This window comes from Betaproteobacteria bacterium (genome assembly GCA_016713305.1).
In the GTDB taxonomy this organism is placed as follows: Bacteria; Pseudomonadota; Gammaproteobacteria; order Burkholderiales.
Map to the genome: position 1 here is coordinate 20157 of JADJPK010000005.1, position 23189 is coordinate 43345.

A 23189-nucleotide genomic window follows, 5' to 3' on the forward strand; every position below is an offset into this window, starting at 1 on the left:
ACCGCCATCCTCGCACCCCATGACGAGTTTCGAATCCACACTTGACGACGCGTTCGATGAACTTGAGGCGAAGCTCGGACGGCCGCCAAACTCCGATGAGGAAGCCGAGCTTCGCGAGGGCCTCTTCCTCACCTGGATACAGGCGGCGAGGTTCGACGAACTCATTCAGTACATGCTCGACCACTACGAACTGGAGGGTGGCTTCGGTGACGCATCGATTCTCAGCGACGCTTTGAAGCGAGCCGGCGATCTCCCTCGCATCGAAACCCTCTTTGGGGGACTTCTCAAGTCCAGGAAGAGGGCATTTGCGAGGGTCTGGAAGCAGGCGCAGGAGGCGCACATCGGAGCCATGCGCGAGTCAGCGAAACATATGGCAGCCGTGATGGAAGCCTACGCCGGGCTGTATCACGGCTACTGGTCAATGCAGAACGAAGAGGGCATGGCGAAGGTCAAGGCTGAGATGCTCCACTATCAAGCACATCGGTCTGATCAACGACCACCGAGGCAGGGCAACGAGTAACGCCTAACCCCTCGGTCGAGGCGACTCCCACCGGCGTGGCACTTGGCCCGCTTCCCGGAGTGGTTCATCATCCGTTTAGCCAGCCAAGTGCCACGCCGGCGCTCGCGGGTCAGCTCAACATTAGGCGGCACCGGCCACCGTTGTGCCGGGCTCGGAGAAGCCATGGAACCCATCGAGAGCCGATCGGACACCAGGAACAAGTTCATTGCAGCAAAGCCCGCTCAAGTGTTCGCCGCAATGCGCGATCCAGCACGCGTCGCCAGGTGGTGGGGCCCAGCCGGCTTTACGAACACGATTCATAAGTACGAGTTCGTACCAGGCGGCAGCTGGCTTCTAACGATGCACGGGCCCGACGGCAAGGAATACCCGAACGAAAGCCGTTTCACGCGCATCGTTCCCGACCACCTGTTTGAGATCGAGCATCTCAACGGCCATCACTTCGTGCTCACTATCGAACTTCGGCCGCACGCTCAGGGAACCAACGTAGCTTGGCGCCAAACGTTCGACACCACGGAACACTACAACCGTCTGGCGGAGTTCGTCGCCACGGCCAACGAACAGAACCTTGCACGGCTGGCCGCCGAGGTTGTTCAGGGCGAGAGTGCCACGTAACCCTTCGCGCGAGCGGACCTTCACCGGAATGGCGCTTGGCCCGCCAAGCGGTGCTGTCAATCATCTGCCTGGCGGGCCAAGCGCCAGGCCGGCGGCGGCCTTTCAGCTCAAACGTTGGGCCGAATGATCGTCTTCGCGCGAAGACTAGTTGTCATTGGTCTGATCATCTTGGCCATTCCTTGGACCTATGCGCTTGCGGAGATCGCAGGCTTGCGCGTGACGCGACATCTATTTCCTTCGGCTCACTCGGAGAGCTACGGCATCGGAATACTGATCATCGTCGCTTTCGCAGCAGCCCATGTGCTCGCCCTTCTCTCCATCTCAGGCGGAACCGTGCTCTTGGCCATGGAGCGCTCGCGAACCAGCGGAAAGGACCGTCTGATCTTTTACGTTGGTCTATTCTTTACAAGCGCGCTATTGGGCTCACTTGTCCTTTACTTCCGTGTTGCGCGCGGAGGCTAATGTTCGCTTCCAAGCGCCGATCTGGTATTCCTGCCGCGCCTCTCTCGCAGTTTTCTCGCAGAACGCGCCGCCTTGCCTCCCATTGCCTTGCCGCCAAGCTTATCCATGCCCAACCCGGCGCTCGAGCGGACGCGCGGAACGGCGTTGTCTCTCGACGTGGCGTTCCGTCGCGCGCCACTTGGCTAAATCGTAGGCGTCGCAAACACGCACCTCTCTCACTCATCGTGCTAATCGCTCACCTCTCAGACATTCACGTTCGCCCTCGTGGACGCCTGTACAAGGATCTCGTCGACTCCAATCGGATGTTCTCGGACGCCATCGAGCACTTGCAAGGGTTGGATCGGTCACCCGACTTGGTCTTGATCACAGGTGACCTGGTTGATGAAGGACATCCGGATGAGTACGAGATGCTCAGAGAACTTCTTCAGCCGCTGAAGGCACCACTTTTGATCCTTCCTGGGAACCACGACGGGCGGCAAGCACTTCTTGATGCGTTCCCCGAGCACAAGTACCTCCCCGCATTGGGACCGCTCCACTACTGCTCCGATGATTACGAAGTCCGCGTGGTGGCGCTGGACTCCTGTCCACCTGGCAAGCATCACGGCGAAATCGACGCACGAGGTCTAGGCTGGTTGCGCAATACGCTCGCTGCAAACAGGCACAAGCCCACACTGGTGCTGCTGCACCACCCGCCGTTTGTCAGTGGCATCCCTTACGTGGACGACTACCGCTACTTCGACCACGAGCCCTTGGCCGCCGTCGTAAGCGCTTTCAACAATGTCGAAGCCGTTCTCTGCGGCCATGTCCATCGCCCCATGTTTCGGCGCTGGGCGGGCACAGTGGTTGCGGCCTGCCCAAGCACCGCGACACAGATCGCATTGCAGCTTCATCCCAACGCCAGTCCCAAGTCGTATGTGGGCCCTCCCGCCTGCCTCCTGCATCTTTGGGATCCAGCGCATGGCTTAGTCAGTCATACGAGTTACATCGGCAAATATCCTGGTCCGTATGCGTTCTTCTGACGGCATTGCGCCGGGCATGGACCATGGACCGCAGAGCCGCCTAACAGATCGTTCAACCGGAGCGCCGACGGCTGGCCACCTTGCCCGCGAGGCACTCGCTGTCTATCCTGCGCCCAGCGGGTAAGGCGTCCGTCCGTCAGCGCCCGGCTAACTCTGCGTTGGGTTTCACAACACGCGCCGTACGAAACGATCACCAACCCCAAGGATGCTTCCGCGATGCCCAATGCCCTGCTTCCGCGCTATCCGGTACCAGCCCTCAACGTGCCACTCGTCGGTGGTGGACGATTTGTCCTAGGTGCCAGTCCAGGGGAGAAGTTTGATCTCCTCGTCTTCTACCGTGGTCTGCACTGCCCAATTTGTACAAAGTACCTGATGGAACTCGAAAGGTTGTGTGCCGAGTTCACCTCGAGAGGGGTACAAGTCCTGGCAGTTAGCAGCGACGACGAATCTCGCGGCAGAGAAATGGCCGAAAAGGTCAAGGCCGCTGGCACCAAGTTCGGCTACGGCCTGAGCCTTCGCTCTGCGCGGCAATGGGGCCTGTACATCAGCACGTCTCGCGGCAAGACCTCGATCGGAATAGAGGAGCCCGCGCTATTCAGCGAGCCCGGCGTCTTCATTGTGAGGCCGGATGGCACCTTGTACTACGGCGCTGTTCAAACCATGCCGTTCGCCCGTCCGCAGTTCCAAGATCTCATAGGCGCAATCGATTTCGCGCTCGCCAAAGATTACCCGGCACGCGGCGAATTCACGGGCGAAGTGTGAACAACGCTGATGCCTAACCCTTCAGTCGATGGGACACACAACGGCGATTCACATTTGCGCGCTTCGGGTACGACAGTGGCGCCGTTGTGTTCCCCTCACCTCAAACGTTGGCCCGCACAACCGGAGGCCCTGTGACAGCCACTGCCCCCATCACTGACGCCAATCCATCGATTGCAGAGATGGAGGCCAGAGTGGCACGATTTCGTGATCTGCAACCAACAGCAGACTACGTCGACTCGGCCATTCCGGGCTGCGAACGTACGACCTTACGAGTGCTCGGCCAGCAACCAGGAGCCCCGCTCGCAGCCGAAGGTTTTCACATGAGCATCGTGTGTTGCGAGCCGGGCAAATCGGCCCCGCTGCACAACCACCTCACGCAGGAAGTGTTCCTCGTCCTCACCGGGCAGTGGCAGGTCTTCTGGGGCCCTTACGGGGAACGAAGCATCACCCTGGGTCAGTGGGACACCATCGCCGTCCCGCCAGGTGTGTCCAGAGGCTTCCGAAACGCGAGCCACGAACCCGCGTACCTGCTTGGTATGGCGAGCGGCCAAGATCCAGGCATGATCAACTGGCCTTCGCAAGTGCGAGCCGCCGCGTTGGCAGTCGGGGTTGTCCTTCCGTAACACGACGGTGCACAACGAATGCGGGCTAACCCTTCGCTCGAGGCGATCCTTCACGGCTTGGCAGCACGTTAGGCCTCCGAATGACCGAACTCTGCCAGTCTTGCAGAAGAGAACACGTTGAAGTCGTCGAGCCATGCGACAACGCAGATGCGCCGTACCGTGTCTGCCGCAGATGTCACGCGAGGCTGCTCTCAAGATCGTTGAGACCGGGCGAGTGGTTTAACCTGGCGGGCTCGTTTGGATGGTCGCAGTACCTTCTGCATGACGACTTCTATGACGATGACGGCACCGCATCTCAGCCTGACGCTGACGTCGAGGCCGCCGAACTCCATCCGTGTCCAACTCTGCCCCAGGTCTCGAACGACTGTGATCGTCTACTTGATTTCACAACCACGCGCTGGCGCATTGAGGACGAGCTTGCAGCCGCGTGGTGCAGGCTTCCGGCAACGGACGTTCGGCGGGTAGTGGTCGGACGATTCTCCAATGCACCCAACTCCGGTGTTCGGTCCGCCTGCCTTGACGTTCTAGCTATTGCTCTCAAGACTTCCGCTTGCGACTTTGTCGCTGAGGTGTGGCAGAGACACAGGGACCGCGTTGACATCGGTTCGCTGCTTCGGGCTACTGCCGCCTGCATGCCGATCGACCAGGGGTTCCCCATTGCGTCCGCATTGGTCGAATCACTTGACGGACGTGAACGCCGGTACGCTATGGTCGCGCTCAGCTACTTTCGGTCGCCACGAGCACTGCAATGGATCGAACGACACGCGGCCGAGCCAACAACCTACGACTGGGGCAACTTGGCGGCAGCCTCCTGCATGAGTTGGCCTGACGCTCGGGCCTGGCTCGGCCGAGGCCGACCACTTAGTCTGATTGCGATTGATGCCTTGCGCGCGATAGCTGACCCAAAGACTCCCCTGCTTCGGGCCATGTCTCCGGCGCTGCTTAGTCCGCCGACTGCAGATGAGTTCATGCGCACGATTGGAGCCTACGAAGCACAAGATCCGGTACCTCGCGTTCGGCAACGGCTCGAGAGCCTTAGGGCTGCAAAGCACAAGCTCTGCGCGGAGGCCTAACACTTCGGTCGAGGCGAGGCCCAACGGCAAGGCACCCTGGCCGCCTCCAGGTTATGCGTATCATCCTTCCGGCGCCAGGGAACCTCACCGTCGGCCCTGCCGCACCTCGAACGTTGATGCTGTAGAAGAAGTCCCTCTTTCGCGGAGCGTCGGAAATGAGCCCAGAATCGACCTCGCAGGACGCGCCCTATCGAACGCTACGACCGTCAGGAGGGGTAAACGTACCCCCGTGTTCTTCTCTCCGAAGGGTTTGGCGATTTTTTCTACAGCCTCCTAACCCGTCAATCGAGAGGACCCGCCCCGGCAAGCCGGACCGGGCCTCTCGTGTCAAACGGTAGCCCTCATTGCGATGCGTGGGCTCTGGTGGGGCGTTGTCGCAAGCGCTATCGTCGTCGTGCTCGCAATCGCCGCTGCAGGCGAGATCCTCAGTCGCCCTGCATCTGCCGCCATTGGGGAACCTCCGGTCGAGCTCCACGCCTCGTCAGTCCGCCTCGCGGTCTCCTCATCTCAGTTCGTTGCCGGTTGGCTCGCCCGCGGCACACCCGGTCATGGTGCCGTCCTGCTTCTGCACGGTGTGCGGTCCAACCGCACTCAGATGCTCGGCCGCGCTCGATTCCTGTTGGCCCAGGGGTATTCCGTGCTGCTCGTCGATCTACCCGCGCACGGTGAGAATTCTGGCGAGCGCATCACATTCGGCGCAAACGAGGCCGAAGGGGTCAGCAGTGCTCTCGCGTTCTTGCGCAGTGAGCTTGCGGGTGAGCGCATTGGCGTCATAGGAGTATCTCTTGGGGCCGCCTCGCTCGTGCTGTCGCGGCCGAATGAGGCACCGAATGCCGTGGTACTGGAGTCAATGTATCCCACGATCGCCGAGGCGGTTGCCGATCGGCTCGCCATCCAGTTCGGTCCACTTGGTGCGTACTTGTCACCAGTTCTCCTGTGGCAGCTTCCGCTGCGAGCGGGGGTAACCGAGCAGCAGCTAAGACCGATCGTTGCGCTGCCTGCGCTGCAGGCTCCGCTGCTCATTGTCTCTGGAACCAGCGACCAGCACACAACTTGGGAGGAGACGCAGCGCATCTTTGCTGCGGCGAACCAACCGAAGGAGCTGTGGGCGGTGGAGGGTGCAGCGCATGTTGATCTCCACTCCTACGCACCGAGCGCGTACGAAGCGAGAATCCTGAAGTTCTTGGCCAGGTATCTCAGGAATGAGGCGTAGCCCTTCGCTGCGCCCGAAGTGCTACGGCTGGCTTCAGAATCGACTTTTTCGACAGCTTCGTTAACCATCGGAGGTGGATGTTGGCCGCTTGTCTTTGCCGTGCACCCGATAATGTCGCAACCGCTCTGCTGCCGACGCGGCGCTCGACTGACTGGAGCTGACGGCGGTCCAATGGCACGATCGAGCGCGCCGCAGCGAAAGGAGGATCCAGAATGAAGCGAATGGGCTGGTTGGTGATCGTTTGCACAATGGCGGCACTTGGCCAGCCGGCTCGGGCGGAGGTCGTCTATCTCAAGCGATCTGAACTGACGGCGTTCGCTCTCGGACAGCAGGCTGGGACCGCGGTGGGTGAGGTGCTTGGCGCACGCCAATACACCGCCCACAGACAAGGCAGCTACGCCGCGCTTGATGCTCTACGTGCGCAGCAGACCAGTTGCGGGAATTGTGCCGATCGTGATCGCCTGGCCACAGAAGTCAATGAGCGGCAGGCCGCCTTGCTGCGCGAGGACCGCATCTTGTGCGGTGCCATCAACTCCCTTGGCTTTGGCGACGCAGCGGTTGATGCGGCGATGAAGCTGACCGGCCACGCCAGACTGTGTGAAGCCTTCAGCAAGGAGGCAGGTATTGCCGAAGCGGAGCGGAAGAACCGTGAGAACAAGGAGGAATTCGCTCGTCGCGTGAAGGCCGGCGACCTCGATGCGTACGTTTGGATGGGACGCCGGACCATGGTGGCAGATCGCAGCTTGCCCATCGCCGACCGGATCAATCTGGCGTGCCCTTACTTCTACGCGGGCTCGCGCAAGGGGATCGCCGCAGCAACCGTGATGTTTGCCGAAGAGTGCCTGTTCGCGACATTGGCCGAAGTGGACATGCAGGACGCTTTCGATGAACTGCGCGCCTGTTCGACACGTGAGAAGGGTATGTGCACATCGACACTGGCCAGCTACTACGAAACCACCCGCCGCAGCGATGCACCTTGGCCAGTCAAGGCTGATGATCGCGAAGCACTCAGGCTTTACGAAGAACTGGTGCAACACTACGAAAAGACCGGCGCCGCAGCGCAAAGGATCGAAGCCACACGACAACGCGCCGCCGTTGTCCGTGCGAGGCTTTCCGTGCCAGCCTCGCCAGCGACGACTGCGCCGCAGCAAGACGTGCCGGCGACAGCACCAGCATTGCCGCAAGCCAAGGCTCACGAGCCAGAGGGCTCTCGCGTACAACCCGATGAGCAGGTTCGCCAATCGCGACGCGATCGAACCGCGCGCCGGTGCGAAGCACTCCAACGTGCCGTCGAGCGCGCGCTTGAAGGTGCCGCGCGCGATCCGCGCCGCTACGAGCCCCGCGTAGCAGCCGCCAGAGCCAACCATGAGCGAGAGTGCGCGAAATAGCAGATGGCCTCGGCCTCCCGACGTGATCGTCGGGCAATGAACGAATCCATTCGCATCCCTACGGAGGTCTTCTGCATTGGATATTCCACGGATCTTCAACATCACCGAGAGTGCTCACCGCATCCATAACCCGTTCACACCAGAAAAGCTCGCCACCCTCGGCGCGGCGCTTCGTCTGGAAGCGGGAACCCGAGTGCTCGACCTCGGCAGCGGTTCGGGTGAGATGCTGCGAAGTCCGAAGTCTTCTGGGAGCACCTTGAGACTGTGATGGTCCATGTGCCTGTGCCACTTGCCGAGGTCACCGCCAGGGAGCCTTCCACTGGCGAAGGCGCAGCAAGCCAGCTTCGCCTGCGGCATTTGAGCCCTGAGCCAAGTGCAAGCGTGCCGCTTGGGCCTTCTGCCCCCCGCAGAGCTGACGCCTGGCCCTTCGCTCGAGTGGACTGCCACCGGCATGGTCCATCAACCGCTTCGCGGGCCATGCGCCACACCGGCGTTAGCTTCTCAGCTCAAACGTTGAATCCATCATTTCAGGAAAGGGAGGTAGGACAATGAAACTGCTGTCGGTCGTAACTTGCATGGTCTTTGGATCGATCGTTCTGTCAGGGTGCGAGTCCACCGGAGGCATTATTGGAGGGCTCATTCCTGCTCCGAAGTTTACGAAGGGTAGTCTCGACGCCGGTGTGTATACATCCAAGGACCGGAAGTTTGCGGTTGCCTCACCCTTCGAACCGGGGTCAAACGAGTACACATACATGGAGATAAAGGAGAGTTACTTGGAAGGCGAAGCTCATATCATGTTCCTCTCCTCGGTGCGTCCCGCAGAGGTTTATCGAGTTGATGTCTTGTGCGAAATCGCTCAAAGGCCAGGACCCAAGACTTCGGAAGAGCTCGGTACGGTTGTCCGAGCCCGATACTTCGAGATGTTTTCAAGTGAGTACGGCACACCGTTAGTTCCTGAGCAAGTTATAGATCCTCTGCCTGGAGAGTTGAACTACGTTCAGGCGATTCCGCAGCGGAAGTCCGGACGGCAGGAATTGAAAGCGTTCACTGCTCATCACGCTAGCTATTCCGCGCAAGGTGACGACTGTGTTGGGAATATCTGGGTCAACTATCCGGAGTTCGAAAAAAGAAGCACCAATGACGCAGAGAAAAGAAAGAGCGGGTTTCTGCGGTCACTGAGATTCTTGTGAGAGGTTGAGGAATCCAGCTGAGTACTATGGTATGCGGGTACGGGCGTTCGCGTCCTCGGCCCAGCTCTGCGCTCAAGGGGACAGCCTACGGCGGGCTTTGCCTGCCTCCGGCTGCCCCTTAGCCCCACGTTACCCGTCATCGGGAGCCCGCCTTTGCGTCCGAGAGTATGGTTTGCAGTGCTATCGGCGGCCGGGGCCGTCCTGCACTTGTTTCTGCTTCGCAGTCCGGCGCGCAGCCCTCTGCCACTTCTCGCATACGGTGGCTGGCTACTCGTTAGCGCGGTGGTCGTCGTAGCAATCGCACGCAGTAGCGCTCGAGGCGATACGACCGTCTCACCGCGACAACCTCCACTGCGCCCTCGACCCATGGTAGATAGCTCGATCGAAGGCTTGCTTTGGTTCGCCTCCACCGCAGCTGGAGGTCTTCTGATCCACCTCCTGTCCCTGTTCACGCCGTCCACGCAGCGGTCGGTGCAGCGCGGGATGTGGCTGATCTTCTTTCTGTTCGCCATCGGCAGCTACATGCAGATGCGGGGCGCGACCGGAGACAAGTCGGCCCCTGTTCCGGACCACTCTCCCGTCGCAAAGGCAGCGAGTCGTCTTCGCAAGGCGATTGGATGGATCCTGGGTGGTATTGGAGCGCTGATACTGCTCAGAGGGTTGTCGTTCTTCAGCGGCGGCAACGCCCGCGGCGCCGACTTCATCGAAGTCCTGTTCCTTGCTGGCGGGGCCCTGCTCTTGCTCGTCGGGGTCGCTGTGCTGCGCGTTCCCAGCCGCGAAGACGCCTAGTCCCTCGGTCAACTCCAGGCCGCCCGGTCGAGAAGCGGGCCGCGGCGCGTTTCCCGGCTCAGTGCACGGCTATGATTGGCGAACACCAGCATCTGCCGCACGGCATGCCCGACCCGAGGGTCGCCGTGCAACGCCACCACACAACCGGAGGGCTCGAATGAAAGCCGCACAACTCATTGCCATCGGTCCCGCGGAGAAGTCCGTCCAGTGCATCGACGTGCCAGATCCCGGCGCGCCGGGCCCGGGTGAAGTGCTGGTCGACGTCGTCGCCTGCTCCATCAATCCGGCGGACATCCTGTCTATCGAAGGCAACTACGCGTCCAAGCCGGTACCGCCGTGTCCGCTGGGCATCGAGGGCGCGGGCACGGTCGCGGCGGTGGGGGAGGGCGTGACCCACCTGAAGGTCGGCGACAAGGTCATGAGCCTGGTACGCACCAACTGGGTCCAGCGCATCCGCGACAAGCCGCAGGCGTTCGTGCGGCTGCCACCGGAGGTGGATCTCGCACAGGCCGCGATGTTGAAGGTGAACGTCGCCACAGCGCACATGATGCTGACGAGCTACGTGGACCTGAAGCCGGGTGATTGGGTGATCCAGAACGCCGCCAACTCCGGCGTCGGAGTGGATCTGATCCGGCTGGCAAAGGTCAGCGGCGTGCGCACGGTGAACGTCGTGCGCAGAGCCGCGCTCATCGATGAACTGAAGCAGATGGGCGCTGACGTGGTGGTCGTCGACGGCCCCGATCTCGCGCAGCGTGTCGCCGAGGCCACGGGCGGTGCGGAGATCAGGCTCGGCATCGATGCCGTCGCCGGCGCCGCGGCGGGACGTCTCGCGCAATGCCTGGCCGAGGGCGGCACGGTCGTCAACTACGGTCTGATGTCCGGCGAGCCCATCCAGGTCGACGCGTTCCAGTTCGTGTTCCGCGACCTCCATCTGGTCGGATTCTGGCTGGCCAAGGTGATGCGGACCATGGCATTCGAGGAGGTCCAGGCCATGTACGCGAGGCTCGCGGAGCGGCTCGTCGACGGTACCCTCCATGTGGCGGTCGAGGCCAGCTATCCGCTGACGCAAGTGGCCGAAGCTCTGGCCCACGCGAAACGCGAGTCGCGCGGGGGGAAGGTGCAGTTGCGACCCAACGCTTAGACCACTCTGGGCCGGGGCCTCAGCCCGCTCGATTCCTCGGAGCAAATGCGATGTGCCGAAACATCAAGACTCTCTTCAATTTCGAGCCGCCTGCGACAGAGCGCGAGATACGTGACGCCTCTCTGCAGTTCGTGCGCAAGCTGAGCGGCTTCAACGTTCCATCCAAGGCGAACCAGGCCGCGTTCGAGCACGCAGTCGATCAAGTGGCCGCGACCGCCAGGGATCTCATCGCCGCCCTGGTCACCCATGCCCCGCCCAAGAACCGTGAGGCGGAGGCAGCGCGTGCCAAAGAGCGTTCTGCCAGTCGCTTCGGTGCAGCCAAGTAGCCGCGTGTCCCCAGCAGTCGTCTCGAGTCCGGCGGTGTAGCCGCTCTCTTAGAAAGGTATCCACTCATGCGCCTCCCAGCCATCTACATCTCCCACGGTGGTGGTCCGTGGCCCTTTGTCGAGGTTCCGTTCATCCCGCGCGGCGCCTTGGAGCCACTGCGTTCGTACCTGGCGAGCCTGGTCACGTCATTGCCCTTGCGTCCCCGAGCCGCTCTCGTCGTCTCGGCTCACTGGGAGGCGCCAGTCGCGACGATCATGACGCATCCGCATCCGCCCATGCTGTACGACTACACCGGCTTCGCGCCCGAGGCTTACACGTTGCAATGGCCAGCCCCCGGTGCCCCATTCCTGGTCGGCCGAGTCCAGGAACTGCTGGTTGGCGCAGGATTCCCGACGGCCGAGGACCCGGACAGAGGCTTCGATCACGGCACCTTCATTCCCCTGATGGTCGCGCTGCCCCAGGCAGACTTGCCGATCCTTCAGCTCTCTCTGTTGGGTTCGCTGGATGCGGCTGAACACCTGGCGATCGGCCGGGCGCTGGCGCCACTGCGTGACGAGGGCATCCTGCTGTTGGGGAGCGGAAGCAGCTATCACAACATGCCGGGCTTCGGTCATGGGTCGTCCACGGAGCCCAGCCACGTCTTCGACGAATGGCTCGCGCATGCCGTGACTCGCGAACCGAGTGAACGCAACCGGCTTCTGGAGGCGTGGGAGCAAGCTCCGGCAGCGCGTCAGTGTCACCCTCGCGAGGAGCACTTGCTTCCATTGCATGTCATGGCGGGCGCTGCACAGGACGACGCTGCCACGCTCCCGATCCGGATGAAGGCACTCGATGTCCACGTCAGCGGCGTTCAGTTCGGCTAATTGCGCAGCCGCCGCCGTTGCGGTCGGACCCGCTGCCGCCGACTCCGCCCGCCGCGTGGTCACTGAACCGAGACTCCGCGCTCGGCCACCTGCCGCAAGTCGTCAATCGCTGGAACTTGGCATCCAAGGCCATGGCTGACTCACACGCGTTCGAAATCACCGTTCACGTCGATGCCCTGCCTGGCCTCGCGCAGTCCGTCAACGCGCACCTGGCACCTGAGCCGGGCCCCATCGCTGCGCTCGACCTGCTTGCCCTGTCACAGGACACGGGCCGTGCCGAACTGCTTCTCACCTTTGTTTTCCCGACAGACCAGGCGCTGTCTGTCCTGGCGGAAGAGCATCCCGAGCTTCGAGCGTCGCCCACCTCCGTTGCCCTTGGATATGTTGTCGTCAGCGCAAGAGCGCACGAAGACTCGGTGGATGTCAGCTTCTTCTCCACGAGTCACGCGCTCGCCGCCGCCATGCGCGAGTCGGATCACGTGCGGGCCTTCTTCCGTTCGCTGGCCAGGCACGCCGCCAACGCCGAGGTGCGCGAAGTGAACGAATGGAACGAAAGCAGGCCGCTCTAGGAGGGCGGAGAGGGCGGCCTGCCCTTCGCAGGCCGGGTTCCTTCGCGTGGGCAGATGCGTTCGACCGTCAGGCCGTTTGCGCTACCCCTTCGCTGACGTCGTTCAGGACTCGGGGTCGAACATGATCTCGCGGACCTCCTGTGCGCACCGGCAGCTTTCAGCGAAGTGGGCAGCCCACCGGAGAGCCTCTTCGCGCGAAGGCACTTCTATCACCGCGAATCCACCTACAACGGCCTTCGTCTCAGGGATGGGACCTCCTGAGACCGTCCCGTCGGGCGCGACGATGGCGGCCTGCTGGCGAACCACGCCGCCGCCGAAGATCCAGACTCCGGCTTCCTTTGCATCACGGACGACCGCGTGCGCGGCCTCGCTGACCTCCGGCAACTCGGCCTCGGAAATGTGGTCCATGGATCCGTCGTCGAACGAGATCAGAAACCGGCGCATCGCATATCTCCTTGGGTCAGGTTTCGCAGTTGGCGCAGGAACGCCGCCATTGCGGCAAACGCCGCTCCCCGGCTCGATGGCGTCGACATCGGTCCTGCGATCACCCATGCAGCGTAGCCCAACCTCGCGTACATCTGCATTGCCGCGGACAGCTGATGGGCCCGTGCTCCCGCCAATTCCATCATCCGCCGTCCGGGCCAGCCGGCCTCACCCTGCGGAGCGTCGTGGTTCCATCGTTATGCGCCCACCCATGGACTGCCGCACATGAAAGTTCCGAAACTCGAAGCGTTGGGCTGGGATGCCTGGTTCGAAGAGCAGGCGCGGCTGCACTGCGGTCCCGCAGGCGTTGTTGCGCGTGTTGCCGCCGTGGACCGGGACCAACTGCTGCTGCTCAACGAATCCGGGGCGTTCCGGGGCAAGCTCTCGGGAAAATACCTGTACCAGTCGGCGTCATCGGCCGAATGGCCATGCGTGGGCGATTGGGTGTGTGTCGACAAGGCCACGGCGGACCAGTTCGGAATGGTGCAAGGTGTTCTGGCACGCAAGACCAGCCTGCGGCGCAAGGCTGCGGGCGAATCGGTGGAATTCCAGATGATCGCGGCAAACGTCGATGTCGTGATCGTCGTGCAGTCCTGCCACTACGATTTCAACCTCAAGCGACTCGAGCGCTACCTGGTGATGGCAAGGGACGGTGGCGCCACACCTTGTGTTCTCCTCACCAAGACCGATCTGGTGGAGCCCGCGGAGGTGGCCGCCCTCATCGCGCAGATACGGACTGCCGGAATCGATGTGCCGGTGCTGACGCTCAGCAACGTCACGCGGGAAGGGATGGCCGAACTGCGGGATGCCCTCGAATCCGGAAAGACCTACTGCTTCGTGGGCTCCTCCGGCGTGGGCAAGAGCACGCTCATCAATGGCCTGGTCGGCCGAGAAGCACAACAAACTGGAGGGGTCAGCGGGACGGGTGAAGGGCGGCATACGACGGTGCGCCGAGAGCTCGTCGTGCTGGAGAACGGAGCGATGGTCATCGACAACCCCGGCATGCGCGAATTCGGAGTATTGGGTGCCGAGGGTGGAATCGAGGCGAGCTACGCCGATATCATTTCGCGCGCCGGGCACTGCCGCTTCCGGGATTGCACGCATGTCAACGAGCCGGGTTGCGCAGTCTTGCAGGCATTGGAGTCGGGGGAGATCGGCACGGAGCACTACGAGAACTTTCTCAAGCTGAGGCGGGAGTCCGGGTATCACCAGCTGTCGCAGGTCGAGAAGCGGAAGAAGGAGAAGGATTTTGGACGGTTCGTCCACTCGGTCAAGAAGCATCTCCGGGACAAGTAGTGCCTCGCCCGGTTCGTTGACGGAGATCCCACGTAATCCGAAGCGACATGAGGAGGCCGGAACTTGCACGCAGTGCGGGATGTGAGCACCACGCATCCCCACCTCGAGGAGCACGAATGCTGAGAATTTACCGGAGGAGCTGTCACTGGGGACGGTGAAGTTCGAAGCCGACCTCGATCCGAAGCATTCGGACCAGCCCATCACTGATGAGCGCACCGCGAGCGTGACGGACGGGAGCCCGAGAGGAGTGTGCCGCGCATGAGGATGCAGCCCCTGGTCAGGCAACTTCTCGTGGCGGCCGGATCGACACTGCTGTTAGTCGTGTCCGGTGTGGCCTGGTACGCGCTTTCCTCACCGCCCGTGGAGAACCTGCCTCTCGCGGAGGAACTCGTGGACATCGCCTCGCCCGAAGGCCAGCGGCTGCTCGCCTCGTCGGCAAGCAGGGTCGACCATGCGCAACTCGCACCCTATCTGGTGGCCCAGGAACGCAGGGCCTTCTGCGGACCGGCCACGGTCGCCACGGTGATCAATGCGGCCCTGCGACCGAGACCTCCCGTGACTCAAACGTCCGTCTTCAACGAGGCAGCCACCTCGGTCAAGAGCGAGTTCGCGCTGACGCTTGCCGGACTCACGCTCGAGGAACTGGCGGGGTTCTTCCGTGCGCATCGTCTGAACGTTCGGGTCGTGCACGCCGACCGATCGGACATCTCCTCATTCCGCAATGCCGCGGCCGGCGCTCTGGCGGAGTCCGGTACGTTCCTGGTCGTCAACTACGATCGACGCGTGCTCAAGCAATCGGGGGCCGGCCACATATCGCCGGTCGGTGCCTTCGACGGGACGACAGATCGCGTTCTGATTCTCGATGTGGCGACCCAGAAGTATCCCTACACCTGGGTTCCGCTCTCCACGTTGTGGACCGCCATGAACACCGTGGACCCCGACTCCCGCCAGGCGCGCGGTTACCTTCTGGTGAGTGCAGGAATCCAGTCGCGGGACGACGCTCATCGCTGACAGACAGCGAGCCCCGACCCATCGATGTAGCAAATGGGGAAGGCACTTGGCCGGAGAGACGCCCGCTGTCATCATCCGCCTCGTGAGTTGAACGCCACGCCGGCGCCCCTCTCTTCGCTCAGTCGTCAGACCACATGAAGAATCCGCTGCTGATTGCGTTTCGCGCAGGCACGACCATCATGACCATGGTCTTCCTGCTGAACTGGCTGGTCGCGCCAGGAGAACTGACACTCGAAAACGCGCGTGAATGGGATGCCGACGCGCATCTGTTCATCGAAAAGGCCGGCCGGGTATTCCTGCTGTTGAGCAATGCCTCCGGCCGGCGCGTAAAGGTCAACTGTGAGCACTATGCAGGTCTGTGCGCGCACGTCAGGACAGCGGGAACGAAGCAGCTCCGGGTCTGGACGGACGAGCTTGGTTACTTTTCGAGCACGTCGCTGATACAGGCTCGCGTGGGGGACTCGGACATCGTTTCCCTGCAGTCCCAGCAAGCCGGCTACGAGGCCGGGGCGACGCAACGAAACGCCCCTCTCGTCGTATTCTTCGCTCTGATGATTGTCGCCTGGCGGTGGCCGAAGATTGCGAAGCGCTTTCGGAACAGGGGGACCACCTGAATCCATTTCTAGTCGCACATATCGGCCATGTTTCAGAAGAAGCTGGCACAGACCGACATCGATCGCATCATCGACATGCTCTTTGCCAAGAAACTGATCTCTGAAGCCAACGACTCCATCTCCTATGCCTTCTGATTCGCCAGGCGAGTGCTCCCCAAGGGCTGTCAATGACCGGCGTGGCCCGATACCGGCATCGTTCCGAGTGGACAGCTGAGCAACGTCAGACAGCGCCGATGTCTTCAGCCACCTCCACGCACACGCTCATCTTCGACGTCGTGAGGCGCATCCCCCGTGGACACGTCGCGACCTATGGCCAGGTGGCGCGGCTCGCGGGTTTTCCCCGGCACGCGCGTCTCGTGGGCTACGCGCTGCATGCACTCCCCGAGGGCAACGACGTCCCGTGGCATCGGGTGGTCAACGCCCAGGGCCGGATCAGTCCCCGTTCCGACCTCATGGGCCGCGAAGACCTGCAGCGGCTGATGCTCGAAGACGAGGGTGTCCGGTTCTCCCGCGACGGCGTGTTGTCCCTCGCGCGATATCAGTGGCAGCCGCTGCCCACCGAGGGTTCGCCTTAGGAGCAACGAACATCGGCCCGGACATCCTCCGCATCGTGTCGTTGTGCATCGCTCTTGCGGCGACAGAAACGCTGCATGGAATCGCTCGCTCGGTTTGGCTCGCACCCAGAATCGGCAAGGGGCACGCGATCAAGATCAGTGCCGTCACGGGAACGGCGCTCGCATTCGCAGTCTGCTATGCCATGGTTCCCGGCATAGGTCTCAGAGGTTTCCAGCAACACCTGGTGCTCGGCGGGCTCCTTGCCGCTTTCATGGCTTCCTTCGACATCGCATTCGGAAGGTGGGTCATGCGCTTCAAGTGGCAGCGCATCTGGCAAGATTTCAACCCGGCCAGTGGCAACTATCTGTCGCTTGGCTTGTTGGCTCTTGCACTGGTACCGGCGGCCGTATGGTGGCTTCGCCGATGAGGCTTGCGTGTCGGAGTACGCGGGGGGAATGGCATCGTGGCGCGGTACTGGTCAATCATCGAATCGGCCTGCATAGGTGCGCCGCAGTGGCTTCAGACAAGCAACGCGCTCATCGATGCCACGGTCACCACCCGGCCCGCTGATTCGGCCAGCTCCGGCGAATCCGTCACCAGCGCGTCGCCCTGCAGCCTGGTCAATGCCAGGTACTCAGCCACGAAGGTGTCCTGCCAGCCTAGCTCCTGAGCGATCTCCCAGGCCACTCGCTGCAGCACCCGATCTCCGAGCAACCTGACCTTGAGCGCACGAAGATAGTCCAGCCGGCGGCTAGCCTCCTTGCGCGAGATCTGTCCCGACCGCGCTTCCGCGTACAGGAGGGCGAGAACCTGAGACCGCAGCAGAGTCGGTGCTAGCAGCGTGTGGCACGGTGCGACTTTCGAGTCCGCGGCAGCAAGGGCAATGGCAACTTGCGGCTCGATCACGAATCGGGTCATGTTCTCCCTCCACTATTGTCGTCAGCCCTTCGATCAGACTCACGCGCAAGCCCTCGCAGAGCGACGCTCGCATTCTCGCCGCAGTATGATCGGCGGCGCAGGTGACGATGGAGTGTTTCTCCTTCAACGTTTCTCACATCGCACAATGAGCCGCTTTGTCGTACTCCTCCGAGGTGTCAACGTCGGCAAGGGAAACAAGGTGTCCATGGCCCAGTTCCGGGCTGCACTGGAAGATCTCGGCCATGAGGATGTGCGAACGCTTCTGAACAGCGGCAACGCCGTCTTTTCTTCCACGAGCCGAAGCGCTGCCAGACTCGCGAGCGCCATTGCCGACGTGGTGGAAGAGCGCTTCGGGGTTGCAACGCCGGTCATCGTCAAGTCTGCCAGGGACCTCGAGGCGATCGTGGAAGACGCTCCCTTCGCGCCGCCCGAATCGGATCGCGCGCGCTTCGTGGTGGCCTTCGCCATGGACACCCGAGCGCTTCGCGAGCTGGACTCCCCTCGCGTCCTTGGTCGAACCGGGCGAGCGCTTTGCCGTCACAAGACGTGCCGCGTATCTTCACTGCCCTGGCGGGCTTCTGAAAAGCAGGGTGGGGAAGGCCCTTCTGGGCCGGGCGGGTTGCAACGTCACCACGCGAAACTGGGCCACGGTCCTCAAGCTTTCGTCCCTCGCCGGGGCCAGTGCAGCCTGAGCCCCGGCGTGGCAAGAACTTCCAGGAGGCATCATGACAGTCAAGCGCATGGACAACGTTGGCATCGTGGTGGAAGACCTCGATGCCGCTGTCGAGTTCTTCACCGAACTGGGCCTCGACCTGGAAGGACGCGTCCCGGTCGAAGGTGATTGGGCGGACCGCGTCACCGGGTTGCGCAACATGCGCGTGGAGATCGCCATGATGCGCACGCCGGACGGGCACAGCCGGCTGGAGCTATGCCGGTTCCTGGCGCCGTCCGTAACGGCCGATCACAGAACCGCACCGGTCAACGCTCTCGGCTACCTTCGCGTCATGTTTGCGGTGGAGGATATCGACGATACGCTGGCCCGGCTCCGCAAACGCGGTGCCACGCTCGTCGACGAGGTGGCGCGGTATCAGGATACGTATCGCCTCTGCTATATCCGGGGTCCGGAAGGCATTCTGATCGGTCTGGCTCAAGAACTGGGACGCAGGCCAGATAACACGCGGTCGTCCGGCGGTCCGACGCCCCGACGCGCGGAGAACGCCGATGGCTGCACGCGACAGGAGTAAGCCCATGGAAGCGCAGGAACTGCACCGCGGCCGTCTGATCGATCACCTCCAGCTCGTCGTACGAGATCTTCCCGCGAGCAGAGCGTTCTACGAAGCCGTCTTTCGTGTCCTGAACATTCCCATGGGAGGGACCGCGGAAGATTACTTCTGGGCCGACGAACTGTTCGTCTCGACGAAGACGAGCGAGGCAGCCCAGGGGCACCTCACCGGCCGCCATCACCTGGCATTCCAGGCGCAGGACCGGGCGATGGTCGACGCCTTTCACAAGGCCGCATTGGCGGCAGGTGGAAAGGACAACGGCGCGCCGGGTGAGCGTTCGTACCACCCCGGTTACTACGCTGCCTTCGTGCTGGACCCGGACGGCAACAACATCGAAGCCGTCTACCATGGCAAGGCGACCCGAACGTCTCCTTCGGTGCGCATCACGTTCTAGCCGAGGGCTCGCACAGGCCGATGTCCTTTGGTCCGGCGGTTGCTTCCCGCTCGGGACGCCATGTGTCTGAATGCCGCCAGCGTTTGCAAAAGGGAGAACGAAGTGAAGAACCTGCACCCGCTTGCCGGAGCACTCGCGGCAGCCAGCCTAGCCGCGTTTGCCTCGTCGGCCTTCTCGCAGCCCGTCTACAAGTGCGTCAAGGACGGCAAGACGACGTTCCAGGAAAGTCCCTGCGACGGCTCCAACGTCATCCAATCCAAAGTGGCGGGCATTGCCACTCGACTGCCCTGGGAGGGCATTCGCGATGGCATGTCGCGAGACGAGGTGAAGCGGATCACGGCGATTCAGGATCCACCGGGTCAAGGCGCCACGGGCAAACTGCACAAGAAGGGCGTGATGATCTCCGGTGTGGCGTTCATCGTCGAATACACCTTCGACGGCAACGGGCGATGGACGTCGATGCTCGCCCAGCCCGAGCAAGGAAGCACGGACGCGCTGCACATGAACGGCAACGACGCGAACTTGGCCACCTACGAGAAGGTGGCGACCTTCCTGCGCGGCAAGTACGGCGCGGAAAAGAATCGATCGTTGAAGAACAAGGACACGGGCTTTCCCGGGCTGTCGGCCAGTAGCGACTGGGTCGTAGGAGGCGGCAAGCTGTTCGTGGCCGTCATTCCCGTGACGGCCACGACGTCATCGCTGCATCTGGGATTTCAGTCCCCGCGGAGCGGCCGGCGATAAATGCCGTCTGATCTCGTGATCCATTTGGACTTTCTCCCCCCCTTCCCTCGGCCGTTTCCGGCTGCCCCTCAACCCGCGTACATTGATCGGCCCGTCGTGGGGTGATTCGCGGAGACAGCGTGAATGAACGACGTCATCATTGTCACCGGCGCGAGCCGAGGAATCGGAGCCGCAACTGCGCTCCTAGCCGCGCAGCGGGGATATTCCGTCTGCGTGAACTACCGGGCCCATCAGCTTGCGGCCGACGGTGTGGTTCGACAGATCCAATCGGCAGGCGGTCGAGCGATCTCCGTTGCCGCGGACGTGTCCAGCGAGCCCGACGTCGTTCGCCTGTTCGAGACCTGCGACAGGGAGCTCGGTTCGCCCACGGCTCTCGTGAACAATGCCGGAATTCTCGAGAAGCAGATGCGGGTGGAAGCCATGGACGCCGCGCGCATCCAGCGCATCTTCGCGACCAACGTCATCGGCTCTTTTCTCTGCGCCCGGGAGGCGGTGCGTTGCATGTCGACCAGGCGCGGTGGTGCCGGAGGAGCGATAGTCAACGTATCGTCGGCCGCTTCTCGCCTTGGCGCGCCCGGAGAGTATGTCGACTATGCCGCGTCGAAGGGTGCCGTGGACACGCTGACGGTCGGACTTGCGAAGGAGGTTGCGGAGGAAGGGATTCGCGTCAATGGCGTGCGAGCCGGATACATCTACACGGACATGCACGCAAGCGGGGGAGAACCCGGGCGCGTCGATCGTGTGAAGCAGTTTCTGCCCATGCGGCGCGGCGGGACCGCGGACGAGGTCGCCCGAGCCATATTGTGGTTCCTGTCGAACGAGGCCTCGTTCACGACGGGCAGCTTCATCGAGGTCACCGGAGGCAACTGACATGTTCCCCCCAGCGTGCTGCAGCCGAGTGCCGAAGAGGCATTGTCGTGGCCTCCGGCGGGGGGGGCGGGGCTGCTTGCACAACCCAATCTCCATGTCCATCCTGTTCCTCCGTCTCATCGCTGAATGCCCGGATTCGTCGGCGATAGAAAGTGTCGATCTCGACGCGAGATCCCGTCTGCAAACGTGGCATCCGCAGATCGACGCGGCGCCTGCGCCGTACTGGAAACTGCCGGAGCATGTCGAGTTCAGTTACCACCTGTCGCCCGGGAGTGCTGAGGCGCACGTGGCGATCACGGCACTGGAGCCCGGCGGTTGGGATCACAGGAATCCGGACCCCGATGCATCCAGCGTCTGGAACAAGGCCGGCGACCTCAGCTTCCTGCATTGGCGTGTCGTATGGGCGGAACTCGGATTCGTCGAGAGGCCCGGCGAAACGTCTCGCGGCAGGTAACCGACCTCCATGCCGGACGCCGATCTGATCTTCGCCGGAATCCTGGTGGCGACGGTTGCCGTCGTCACGGTGCTCCTGTGGGGCAGGGGCAAGGCCTCATTCGACTCGAGCCTCAGGCAGCTGCAGGAGAACGGGCATGTCATCACCCACTCGCGCCAGCGCCACAGGGGACCAGTCACCTGGATATGGGGGCGCTATCCCGAGCCGGTACCGTTCTACCTGCACTTCTCGAATCGCGATCCGGTCGCGGTCGCCGTGGGAGAACTCGGCGTTGCCGACATCTCGACCGGTCATTCGCGCTTCGATCGCCGGTACTTCGTGCGTAGCAACCGGCCCGACTGGGCCCGGGCGTTCCTGACGCGCGCGCTCTGCGATGAGTTGCAGGGTTTCGAAAGTCTCGAGTTCCTGACATCGTCCGTGGGGAACGTTCTGTCTCCCGACTACTGGCCGGATCAGGCGAACCGTGCCCTCCGGGACGTCTGGATGCTGCGAGTGGACGGAAAGCTCTCCATCGCGGAAGCGGAACCCTACGTCGAGCTGGCGCGCCGGCTGTCGGGATCGCTGGTTGCCTTTTGCGCCGACAAGAAACTCGACGCAGGGACCGAGGTCACATCCATGTTCGAGGGACGCTGAGGCTTTCCGCAGCCGAGAGTTGCAGCGTTCACCCTGTCTGTGTCTGCGTAGCCTTGCCCGAATCGCGCGCCCCCACCGCAAAGGAGCCCCGATGCCTTCAGTCAAACGCATTCAGTTCGAGACACTCATCCATGCGCCGGTCGAGACGGTGTGGCGGGTGATGCTGAGCCCGCAGGGCTACAGGGTCTGGACGGCGCCGTTCGCCGAAGGATCCCACTTCGAGGGGTCCTGGGATCAGGGCAGCAAGATCCTGTTTCTATCCCCGTCCGGCGATGGCATGGTGTCCGAGATCGAAGCGAACGAGCCGCACCGCTTCATCTCCATTCGCCATCTCGGCTTCATCGCCCAGGGTGTCGAGGACTTCTCCAGCGAAGCGGTGCGCGCCTGGTTGCCGGCCTACGAGAACTATACGTTCACGGCCACGCCGGAAGGCACGCGGCTCACCGTGGATCAGGACGTGACGCCGGAGTTCGAGGACTATCTGCAGGACGCCTGGCCGAAAGCGCTGGAAGTCCTGAAGCGCATTTGCGAGCAACCGGACACCTGAGTCCGCCCGCGAATCGATATCGCCCGCCGCTCGCGCGGCGAGGTGATAATCGGCATCCTCTCGCCGCACCCGGTGACCTCGTGCCCACCTGTCACATCGACCACATCACGATCGTCTCGCCGACCCTCGCGGCAGGAGCGGAGCTAGTGCAGACGCTGCTGGGGGTTGTCCCGCAGCAAGGCGGTGAACACCCTCGCATGGGGACGCACAACCTTCTGCTGCCGCTGGGCGAGACGATCTTTCTGGAGGTCATTGCCATCAATCCGGATGCTCCCCCGCCGGAGCGGCCTCGCTGGTTCGAGCTGGATCGAGTGACCTCCGCCAGCAAGCCTTTCCTGAGCTGCTGGGTGGCACGGACGGAAGACATCGGCTCTTCGCTGGGGGCGTCCACGGAAGACCTCGGACCTGCGGAGCCCATGACCCGGGGAGATCTCGAATGGCTCATCTCCATCCCGGGCGACGGCAGCCTGCCTCTGGGCGGTGCCGCACCCGCGCTGATTCAGTGGAAGACCGGCGTTCATCCCGCCAGCCGCATGCAGGACAAGGGATGCAGACTGGTCGAACTGAAACTCCTTCATCCCGAGCCGAAGCGGCTGCAATCGCTGCTGACCAGTCTTCGGTTCGGCGGGTCCGGCCCGGTCCTGTCCATCGCGGAAGCTTCTGCCCCTGCTCTCGTGGCCTGCATCCGGACGCCGGCCGGGCTGCGGGCGCTCGGGGCGCCGGGCCTCGTACCCGAGACAGGAAACTGCGATGAACCGGGGAGTTCGTCACCGCTCCCGCAGGGGGCCGGGAACTAGCCTTCGCTCATGTCGATCGAGCGCTCCGGTCCGGGAATTTCG

30 protein-coding genes and 1 pseudogene are annotated in these 23189 nt (G+C 62.7%); 29 read left to right on the forward strand and 2 right to left on the reverse strand.

Annotated elements, in window-relative coordinates; all coding sequences use genetic code 11:
- The first annotated feature begins 19 nt into the window (after nt 1-19).
- The 15 genes and pseudogenes from IPK20_05080 to IPK20_05150 all read left to right on the forward strand — a co-directional run bounded on the left by IPK20_05080 (nt 20) and on the right by IPK20_05150 (nt 12551).
- Nucleotides 20-520, forward strand: coding sequence for a hypothetical protein (locus tag IPK20_05080; protein ID MBK8016139.1), 501 nt, complete (start codon nt 20-22; stop codon nt 518-520).
- A gap of 162 nt (nt 521-682) precedes the next feature.
- Entirely contained in the window at nt 683-1132 is a 450-nt protein-coding gene (locus tag IPK20_05085; protein ID MBK8016140.1) for an SRPBCC domain-containing protein, read from the forward strand.
- Nucleotides 1133-1255: 123 nt separating this feature from the next.
- Nucleotides 1256-1594, forward strand: a complete 339-nt coding sequence (locus IPK20_05090) for a hypothetical protein (GenBank protein MBK8016141.1) — start codon at nt 1256-1258, stop codon at nt 1592-1594.
- Nucleotides 1595-1818: 224 nt separating this feature from the next.
- Nucleotides 1819-2613 carry a phosphodiesterase gene (locus tag IPK20_05095; protein ID MBK8016142.1) on the forward strand — a complete coding sequence of 265 codons (795 nt, stop codon included), beginning with the start codon at nt 1819-1821 and terminating at the stop codon, nt 2611-2613.
- Nucleotides 2614-2829: 216 nt separating this feature from the next.
- Nucleotides 2830-3375, forward strand: a complete 546-nt coding sequence (locus tag IPK20_05100) for an AhpC/TSA family protein (protein MBK8016143.1) — start codon at nt 2830-2832, stop codon at nt 3373-3375.
- 320 nt (nt 3376-3695) lie between these two features.
- On the forward strand, nt 3696-3998 hold the full coding sequence (locus tag IPK20_05105) for a cupin domain-containing protein (protein MBK8016144.1): 303 nt from the start codon (nt 3696-3698) through the stop codon (nt 3996-3998).
- A gap of 1422 nt (nt 3999-5420) precedes the next feature.
- Nucleotides 5421-6284, forward strand: coding sequence for an alpha/beta hydrolase (locus tag IPK20_05110; GenBank protein ID MBK8016145.1), 864 nt, complete (start codon nt 5421-5423; stop codon nt 6282-6284).
- Nucleotides 6285-6496: 212 nt separating this feature from the next.
- Nucleotides 6497-7672, forward strand: a complete 1176-nt coding sequence (locus IPK20_05115) for a hypothetical protein (protein ID MBK8016146.1) — start codon at nt 6497-6499, stop codon at nt 7670-7672.
- Between the two features lie 76 nt (nt 7673-7748).
- Nucleotides 7749-7901 (forward strand): annotated as a pseudogene (locus IPK20_05120) (SAM-dependent methyltransferase).
- Nucleotides 7902-8220: 319 nt separating this feature from the next.
- Nucleotides 8221-8862 carry a hypothetical protein gene (locus IPK20_05125; protein MBK8016147.1) on the forward strand — a complete coding sequence of 214 codons (642 nt, stop codon included), beginning with the start codon at nt 8221-8223 and terminating at the stop codon, nt 8860-8862.
- 366 nt (nt 8863-9228) lie between these two features.
- Complete coding sequence (locus tag IPK20_05130; protein ID MBK8016148.1) at nt 9229-9651, forward strand: hypothetical protein; 423 nt, start codon at nt 9229-9231, stop codon at nt 9649-9651.
- A 157-nt stretch (nt 9652-9808) separates the two neighbouring features.
- A complete protein-coding gene (locus IPK20_05135) occupies nt 9809-10792 on the forward strand; it encodes a zinc-dependent alcohol dehydrogenase family protein (protein MBK8016149.1) in 984 nt (327 codons plus the stop codon).
- Nucleotides 10793-10842: 50 nt separating this feature from the next.
- Entirely contained in the window at nt 10843-11118 is a 276-nt protein-coding gene (locus IPK20_05140; protein MBK8016150.1) for a DUF2277 domain-containing protein, read from the forward strand.
- 66 nt (nt 11119-11184) lie between these two features.
- On the forward strand, nt 11185-11982 hold the full coding sequence (locus IPK20_05145) for a dioxygenase (GenBank protein ID MBK8016151.1): 798 nt from the start codon (nt 11185-11187) through the stop codon (nt 11980-11982).
- 131 nt (nt 11983-12113) lie between these two features.
- Complete coding sequence (locus IPK20_05150; protein ID MBK8016152.1) at nt 12114-12551, forward strand: hypothetical protein; 438 nt, start codon at nt 12114-12116, stop codon at nt 12549-12551.
- Between the two features lie 102 nt (nt 12552-12653).
- Here IPK20_05150 and IPK20_05155 read toward each other — a convergent pair whose 3' ends face one another.
- Complete coding sequence (locus IPK20_05155; protein MBK8016153.1) at nt 12654-12995, reverse strand: hypothetical protein; 342 nt, start codon at nt 12993-12995, stop codon at nt 12654-12656.
- A gap of 264 nt (nt 12996-13259) precedes the next feature.
- Between IPK20_05155 and rsgA the strand changes: the two genes are divergently transcribed.
- The 5 genes from rsgA to IPK20_05180 all read left to right on the forward strand — a co-directional run bounded on the left by rsgA (nt 13260) and on the right by IPK20_05180 (nt 16937).
- Nucleotides 13260-14330, forward strand: a complete 1071-nt coding sequence (gene rsgA, locus IPK20_05160; protein ID MBK8016154.1) for a ribosome small subunit-dependent GTPase A — start codon at nt 13260-13262, stop codon at nt 14328-14330.
- 258 nt (nt 14331-14588) lie between these two features.
- On the forward strand, nt 14589-15341 hold the full coding sequence (locus IPK20_05165) for a phytochelatin synthase family protein (protein MBK8016155.1): 753 nt from the start codon (nt 14589-14591) through the stop codon (nt 15339-15341).
- Nucleotides 15342-15520: 179 nt separating this feature from the next.
- Complete coding sequence (locus IPK20_05170) at nt 15521-15955, forward strand: hypothetical protein (protein MBK8016156.1); 435 nt, start codon at nt 15521-15523, stop codon at nt 15953-15955.
- 233 nt (nt 15956-16188) lie between these two features.
- Complete coding sequence (locus IPK20_05175; protein ID MBK8016157.1) at nt 16189-16530, forward strand: MGMT family protein; 342 nt, start codon at nt 16189-16191, stop codon at nt 16528-16530.
- Between the two features lie 128 nt (nt 16531-16658).
- On the forward strand, nt 16659-16937 hold the full coding sequence (locus IPK20_05180; GenBank protein ID MBK8016158.1) for a hypothetical protein: 279 nt from the start codon (nt 16659-16661) through the stop codon (nt 16935-16937).
- A gap of 92 nt (nt 16938-17029) precedes the next feature.
- Here the strand turns inward: IPK20_05180 and IPK20_05185 are convergent, their stop codons facing one another.
- Nucleotides 17030-17428, reverse strand: a complete 399-nt coding sequence (locus IPK20_05185) for a hypothetical protein (GenBank protein ID MBK8016159.1) — start codon at nt 17426-17428, stop codon at nt 17030-17032.
- Nucleotides 17429-17573: 145 nt separating this feature from the next.
- Between IPK20_05185 and IPK20_05190 the strand changes: the two genes are divergently transcribed.
- The 9 genes from IPK20_05190 to IPK20_05230 all read left to right on the forward strand — a co-directional run bounded on the left by IPK20_05190 (nt 17574) and on the right by IPK20_05230 (nt 23147).
- Nucleotides 17574-18269 (forward strand): DUF1697 domain-containing protein, encoded by a 696-nt coding sequence (locus IPK20_05190; GenBank protein ID MBK8016160.1) that lies wholly within the window; start codon nt 17574-17576, stop codon nt 18267-18269.
- A complete protein-coding gene (locus IPK20_05195; protein MBK8016161.1) occupies nt 18154-18672 on the forward strand; it encodes a VOC family protein in 519 nt (172 codons plus the stop codon). The genes IPK20_05190 and IPK20_05195 overlap by 116 nt, the downstream gene beginning before the upstream one ends.
- Nucleotides 18673-18676: 4 nt before the next feature.
- Complete coding sequence (locus tag IPK20_05200) at nt 18677-19105, forward strand: VOC family protein (protein ID MBK8016162.1); 429 nt, start codon at nt 18677-18679, stop codon at nt 19103-19105.
- A 102-nt stretch (nt 19106-19207) separates the two neighbouring features.
- The gene (locus tag IPK20_05205) at nt 19208-19846 is read left to right on the forward strand and encodes a DUF4124 domain-containing protein (GenBank protein MBK8016163.1); all 639 of its coding nucleotides are present in this window, start codon (nt 19208-19210) and stop codon (nt 19844-19846) included.
- A gap of 123 nt (nt 19847-19969) precedes the next feature.
- On the forward strand, nt 19970-20716 hold the full coding sequence (locus IPK20_05210) for an SDR family oxidoreductase (GenBank protein MBK8016164.1): 747 nt from the start codon (nt 19970-19972) through the stop codon (nt 20714-20716).
- A gap of 94 nt (nt 20717-20810) precedes the next feature.
- On the forward strand, nt 20811-21170 hold the full coding sequence (locus IPK20_05215; GenBank protein ID MBK8016165.1) for a hypothetical protein: 360 nt from the start codon (nt 20811-20813) through the stop codon (nt 21168-21170).
- Nucleotides 21171-21179: 9 nt separating this feature from the next.
- A complete protein-coding gene (locus IPK20_05220; GenBank protein MBK8016166.1) occupies nt 21180-21803 on the forward strand; it encodes a hypothetical protein in 624 nt (207 codons plus the stop codon).
- A gap of 91 nt (nt 21804-21894) precedes the next feature.
- The gene (locus IPK20_05225; GenBank protein MBK8016167.1) at nt 21895-22350 is read left to right on the forward strand and encodes an SRPBCC domain-containing protein; all 456 of its coding nucleotides are present in this window, start codon (nt 21895-21897) and stop codon (nt 22348-22350) included.
- 80 nt (nt 22351-22430) lie between these two features.
- The gene (locus IPK20_05230; protein MBK8016168.1) at nt 22431-23147 is read left to right on the forward strand and encodes a VOC family protein; all 717 of its coding nucleotides are present in this window, start codon (nt 22431-22433) and stop codon (nt 23145-23147) included.
- Nucleotides 23148-23189: the final 42 nt, after the last annotated feature.

Coding starts and splice junctions, on each gene's coding strand:
- IPK20_05080 (MBK8016139.1), top strand. CDS start 20: ATGACGAGTTTCGAATCCACACTTGACGACGCGTTCGATGAACTTGAG.
- IPK20_05085 (MBK8016140.1), top strand. CDS start 683: ATGGAACCCATCGAGAGCCGATCGGACACCAGGAACAAGTTCATTGCA.
- IPK20_05090 (MBK8016141.1), top strand. CDS start 1,256: ATGATCGTCTTCGCGCGAAGACTAGTTGTCATTGGTCTGATCATCTTG.
- IPK20_05100 (MBK8016143.1), top strand. CDS start 2,830: ATGCCCAATGCCCTGCTTCCGCGCTATCCGGTACCAGCCCTCAACGTG.
- IPK20_05105 (MBK8016144.1), top strand. CDS start 3,696: ATGAGCATCGTGTGTTGCGAGCCGGGCAAATCGGCCCCGCTGCACAAC.
- IPK20_05110 (MBK8016145.1), top strand. CDS start 5,421: ATGCGTGGGCTCTGGTGGGGCGTTGTCGCAAGCGCTATCGTCGTCGTG.
- IPK20_05115 (MBK8016146.1), top strand. CDS start 6,497: ATGAAGCGAATGGGCTGGTTGGTGATCGTTTGCACAATGGCGGCACTT.
- IPK20_05125 (MBK8016147.1), top strand. CDS start 8,221: ATGAAACTGCTGTCGGTCGTAACTTGCATGGTCTTTGGATCGATCGTT.
- IPK20_05130 (MBK8016148.1), top strand. CDS start 9,229: ATGGTAGATAGCTCGATCGAAGGCTTGCTTTGGTTCGCCTCCACCGCA.
- IPK20_05135 (MBK8016149.1), top strand. CDS start 9,809: ATGAAAGCCGCACAACTCATTGCCATCGGTCCCGCGGAGAAGTCCGTC.
- IPK20_05140 (MBK8016150.1), top strand. CDS start 10,843: ATGTGCCGAAACATCAAGACTCTCTTCAATTTCGAGCCGCCTGCGACA.
- IPK20_05145 (MBK8016151.1), top strand. CDS start 11,185: ATGCGCCTCCCAGCCATCTACATCTCCCACGGTGGTGGTCCGTGGCCC.
- IPK20_05150 (MBK8016152.1), top strand. CDS start 12,114: ATGGCTGACTCACACGCGTTCGAAATCACCGTTCACGTCGATGCCCTG.
- IPK20_05155 (MBK8016153.1), bottom strand. CDS start 12,995: ATGCGCCGGTTTCTGATCTCGTTCGACGACGGATCCATGGACCACATT.
- rsgA (MBK8016154.1), top strand. CDS start 13,260: ATGAAAGTTCCGAAACTCGAAGCGTTGGGCTGGGATGCCTGGTTCGAA.
- IPK20_05165 (MBK8016155.1), top strand. CDS start 14,589: ATGAGGATGCAGCCCCTGGTCAGGCAACTTCTCGTGGCGGCCGGATCG.
- IPK20_05170 (MBK8016156.1), top strand. CDS start 15,521: ATGACCATGGTCTTCCTGCTGAACTGGCTGGTCGCGCCAGGAGAACTG.
- IPK20_05175 (MBK8016157.1), top strand. CDS start 16,189: ATGTCTTCAGCCACCTCCACGCACACGCTCATCTTCGACGTCGTGAGG.
- IPK20_05185 (MBK8016159.1), bottom strand. CDS start 17,428: ATGACCCGATTCGTGATCGAGCCGCAAGTTGCCATTGCCCTTGCTGCC.
- IPK20_05190 (MBK8016160.1), top strand. CDS start 17,574: ATGAGCCGCTTTGTCGTACTCCTCCGAGGTGTCAACGTCGGCAAGGGA.
- IPK20_05195 (MBK8016161.1), top strand. CDS start 18,154: ATGACAGTCAAGCGCATGGACAACGTTGGCATCGTGGTGGAAGACCTC.
- IPK20_05200 (MBK8016162.1), top strand. CDS start 18,677: ATGGAAGCGCAGGAACTGCACCGCGGCCGTCTGATCGATCACCTCCAG.
- IPK20_05210 (MBK8016164.1), top strand. CDS start 19,970: ATGAACGACGTCATCATTGTCACCGGCGCGAGCCGAGGAATCGGAGCC.
- IPK20_05215 (MBK8016165.1), top strand. CDS start 20,811: ATGTCCATCCTGTTCCTCCGTCTCATCGCTGAATGCCCGGATTCGTCG.
- IPK20_05220 (MBK8016166.1), top strand. CDS start 21,180: ATGCCGGACGCCGATCTGATCTTCGCCGGAATCCTGGTGGCGACGGTT.
- IPK20_05225 (MBK8016167.1), top strand. CDS start 21,895: ATGCCTTCAGTCAAACGCATTCAGTTCGAGACACTCATCCATGCGCCG.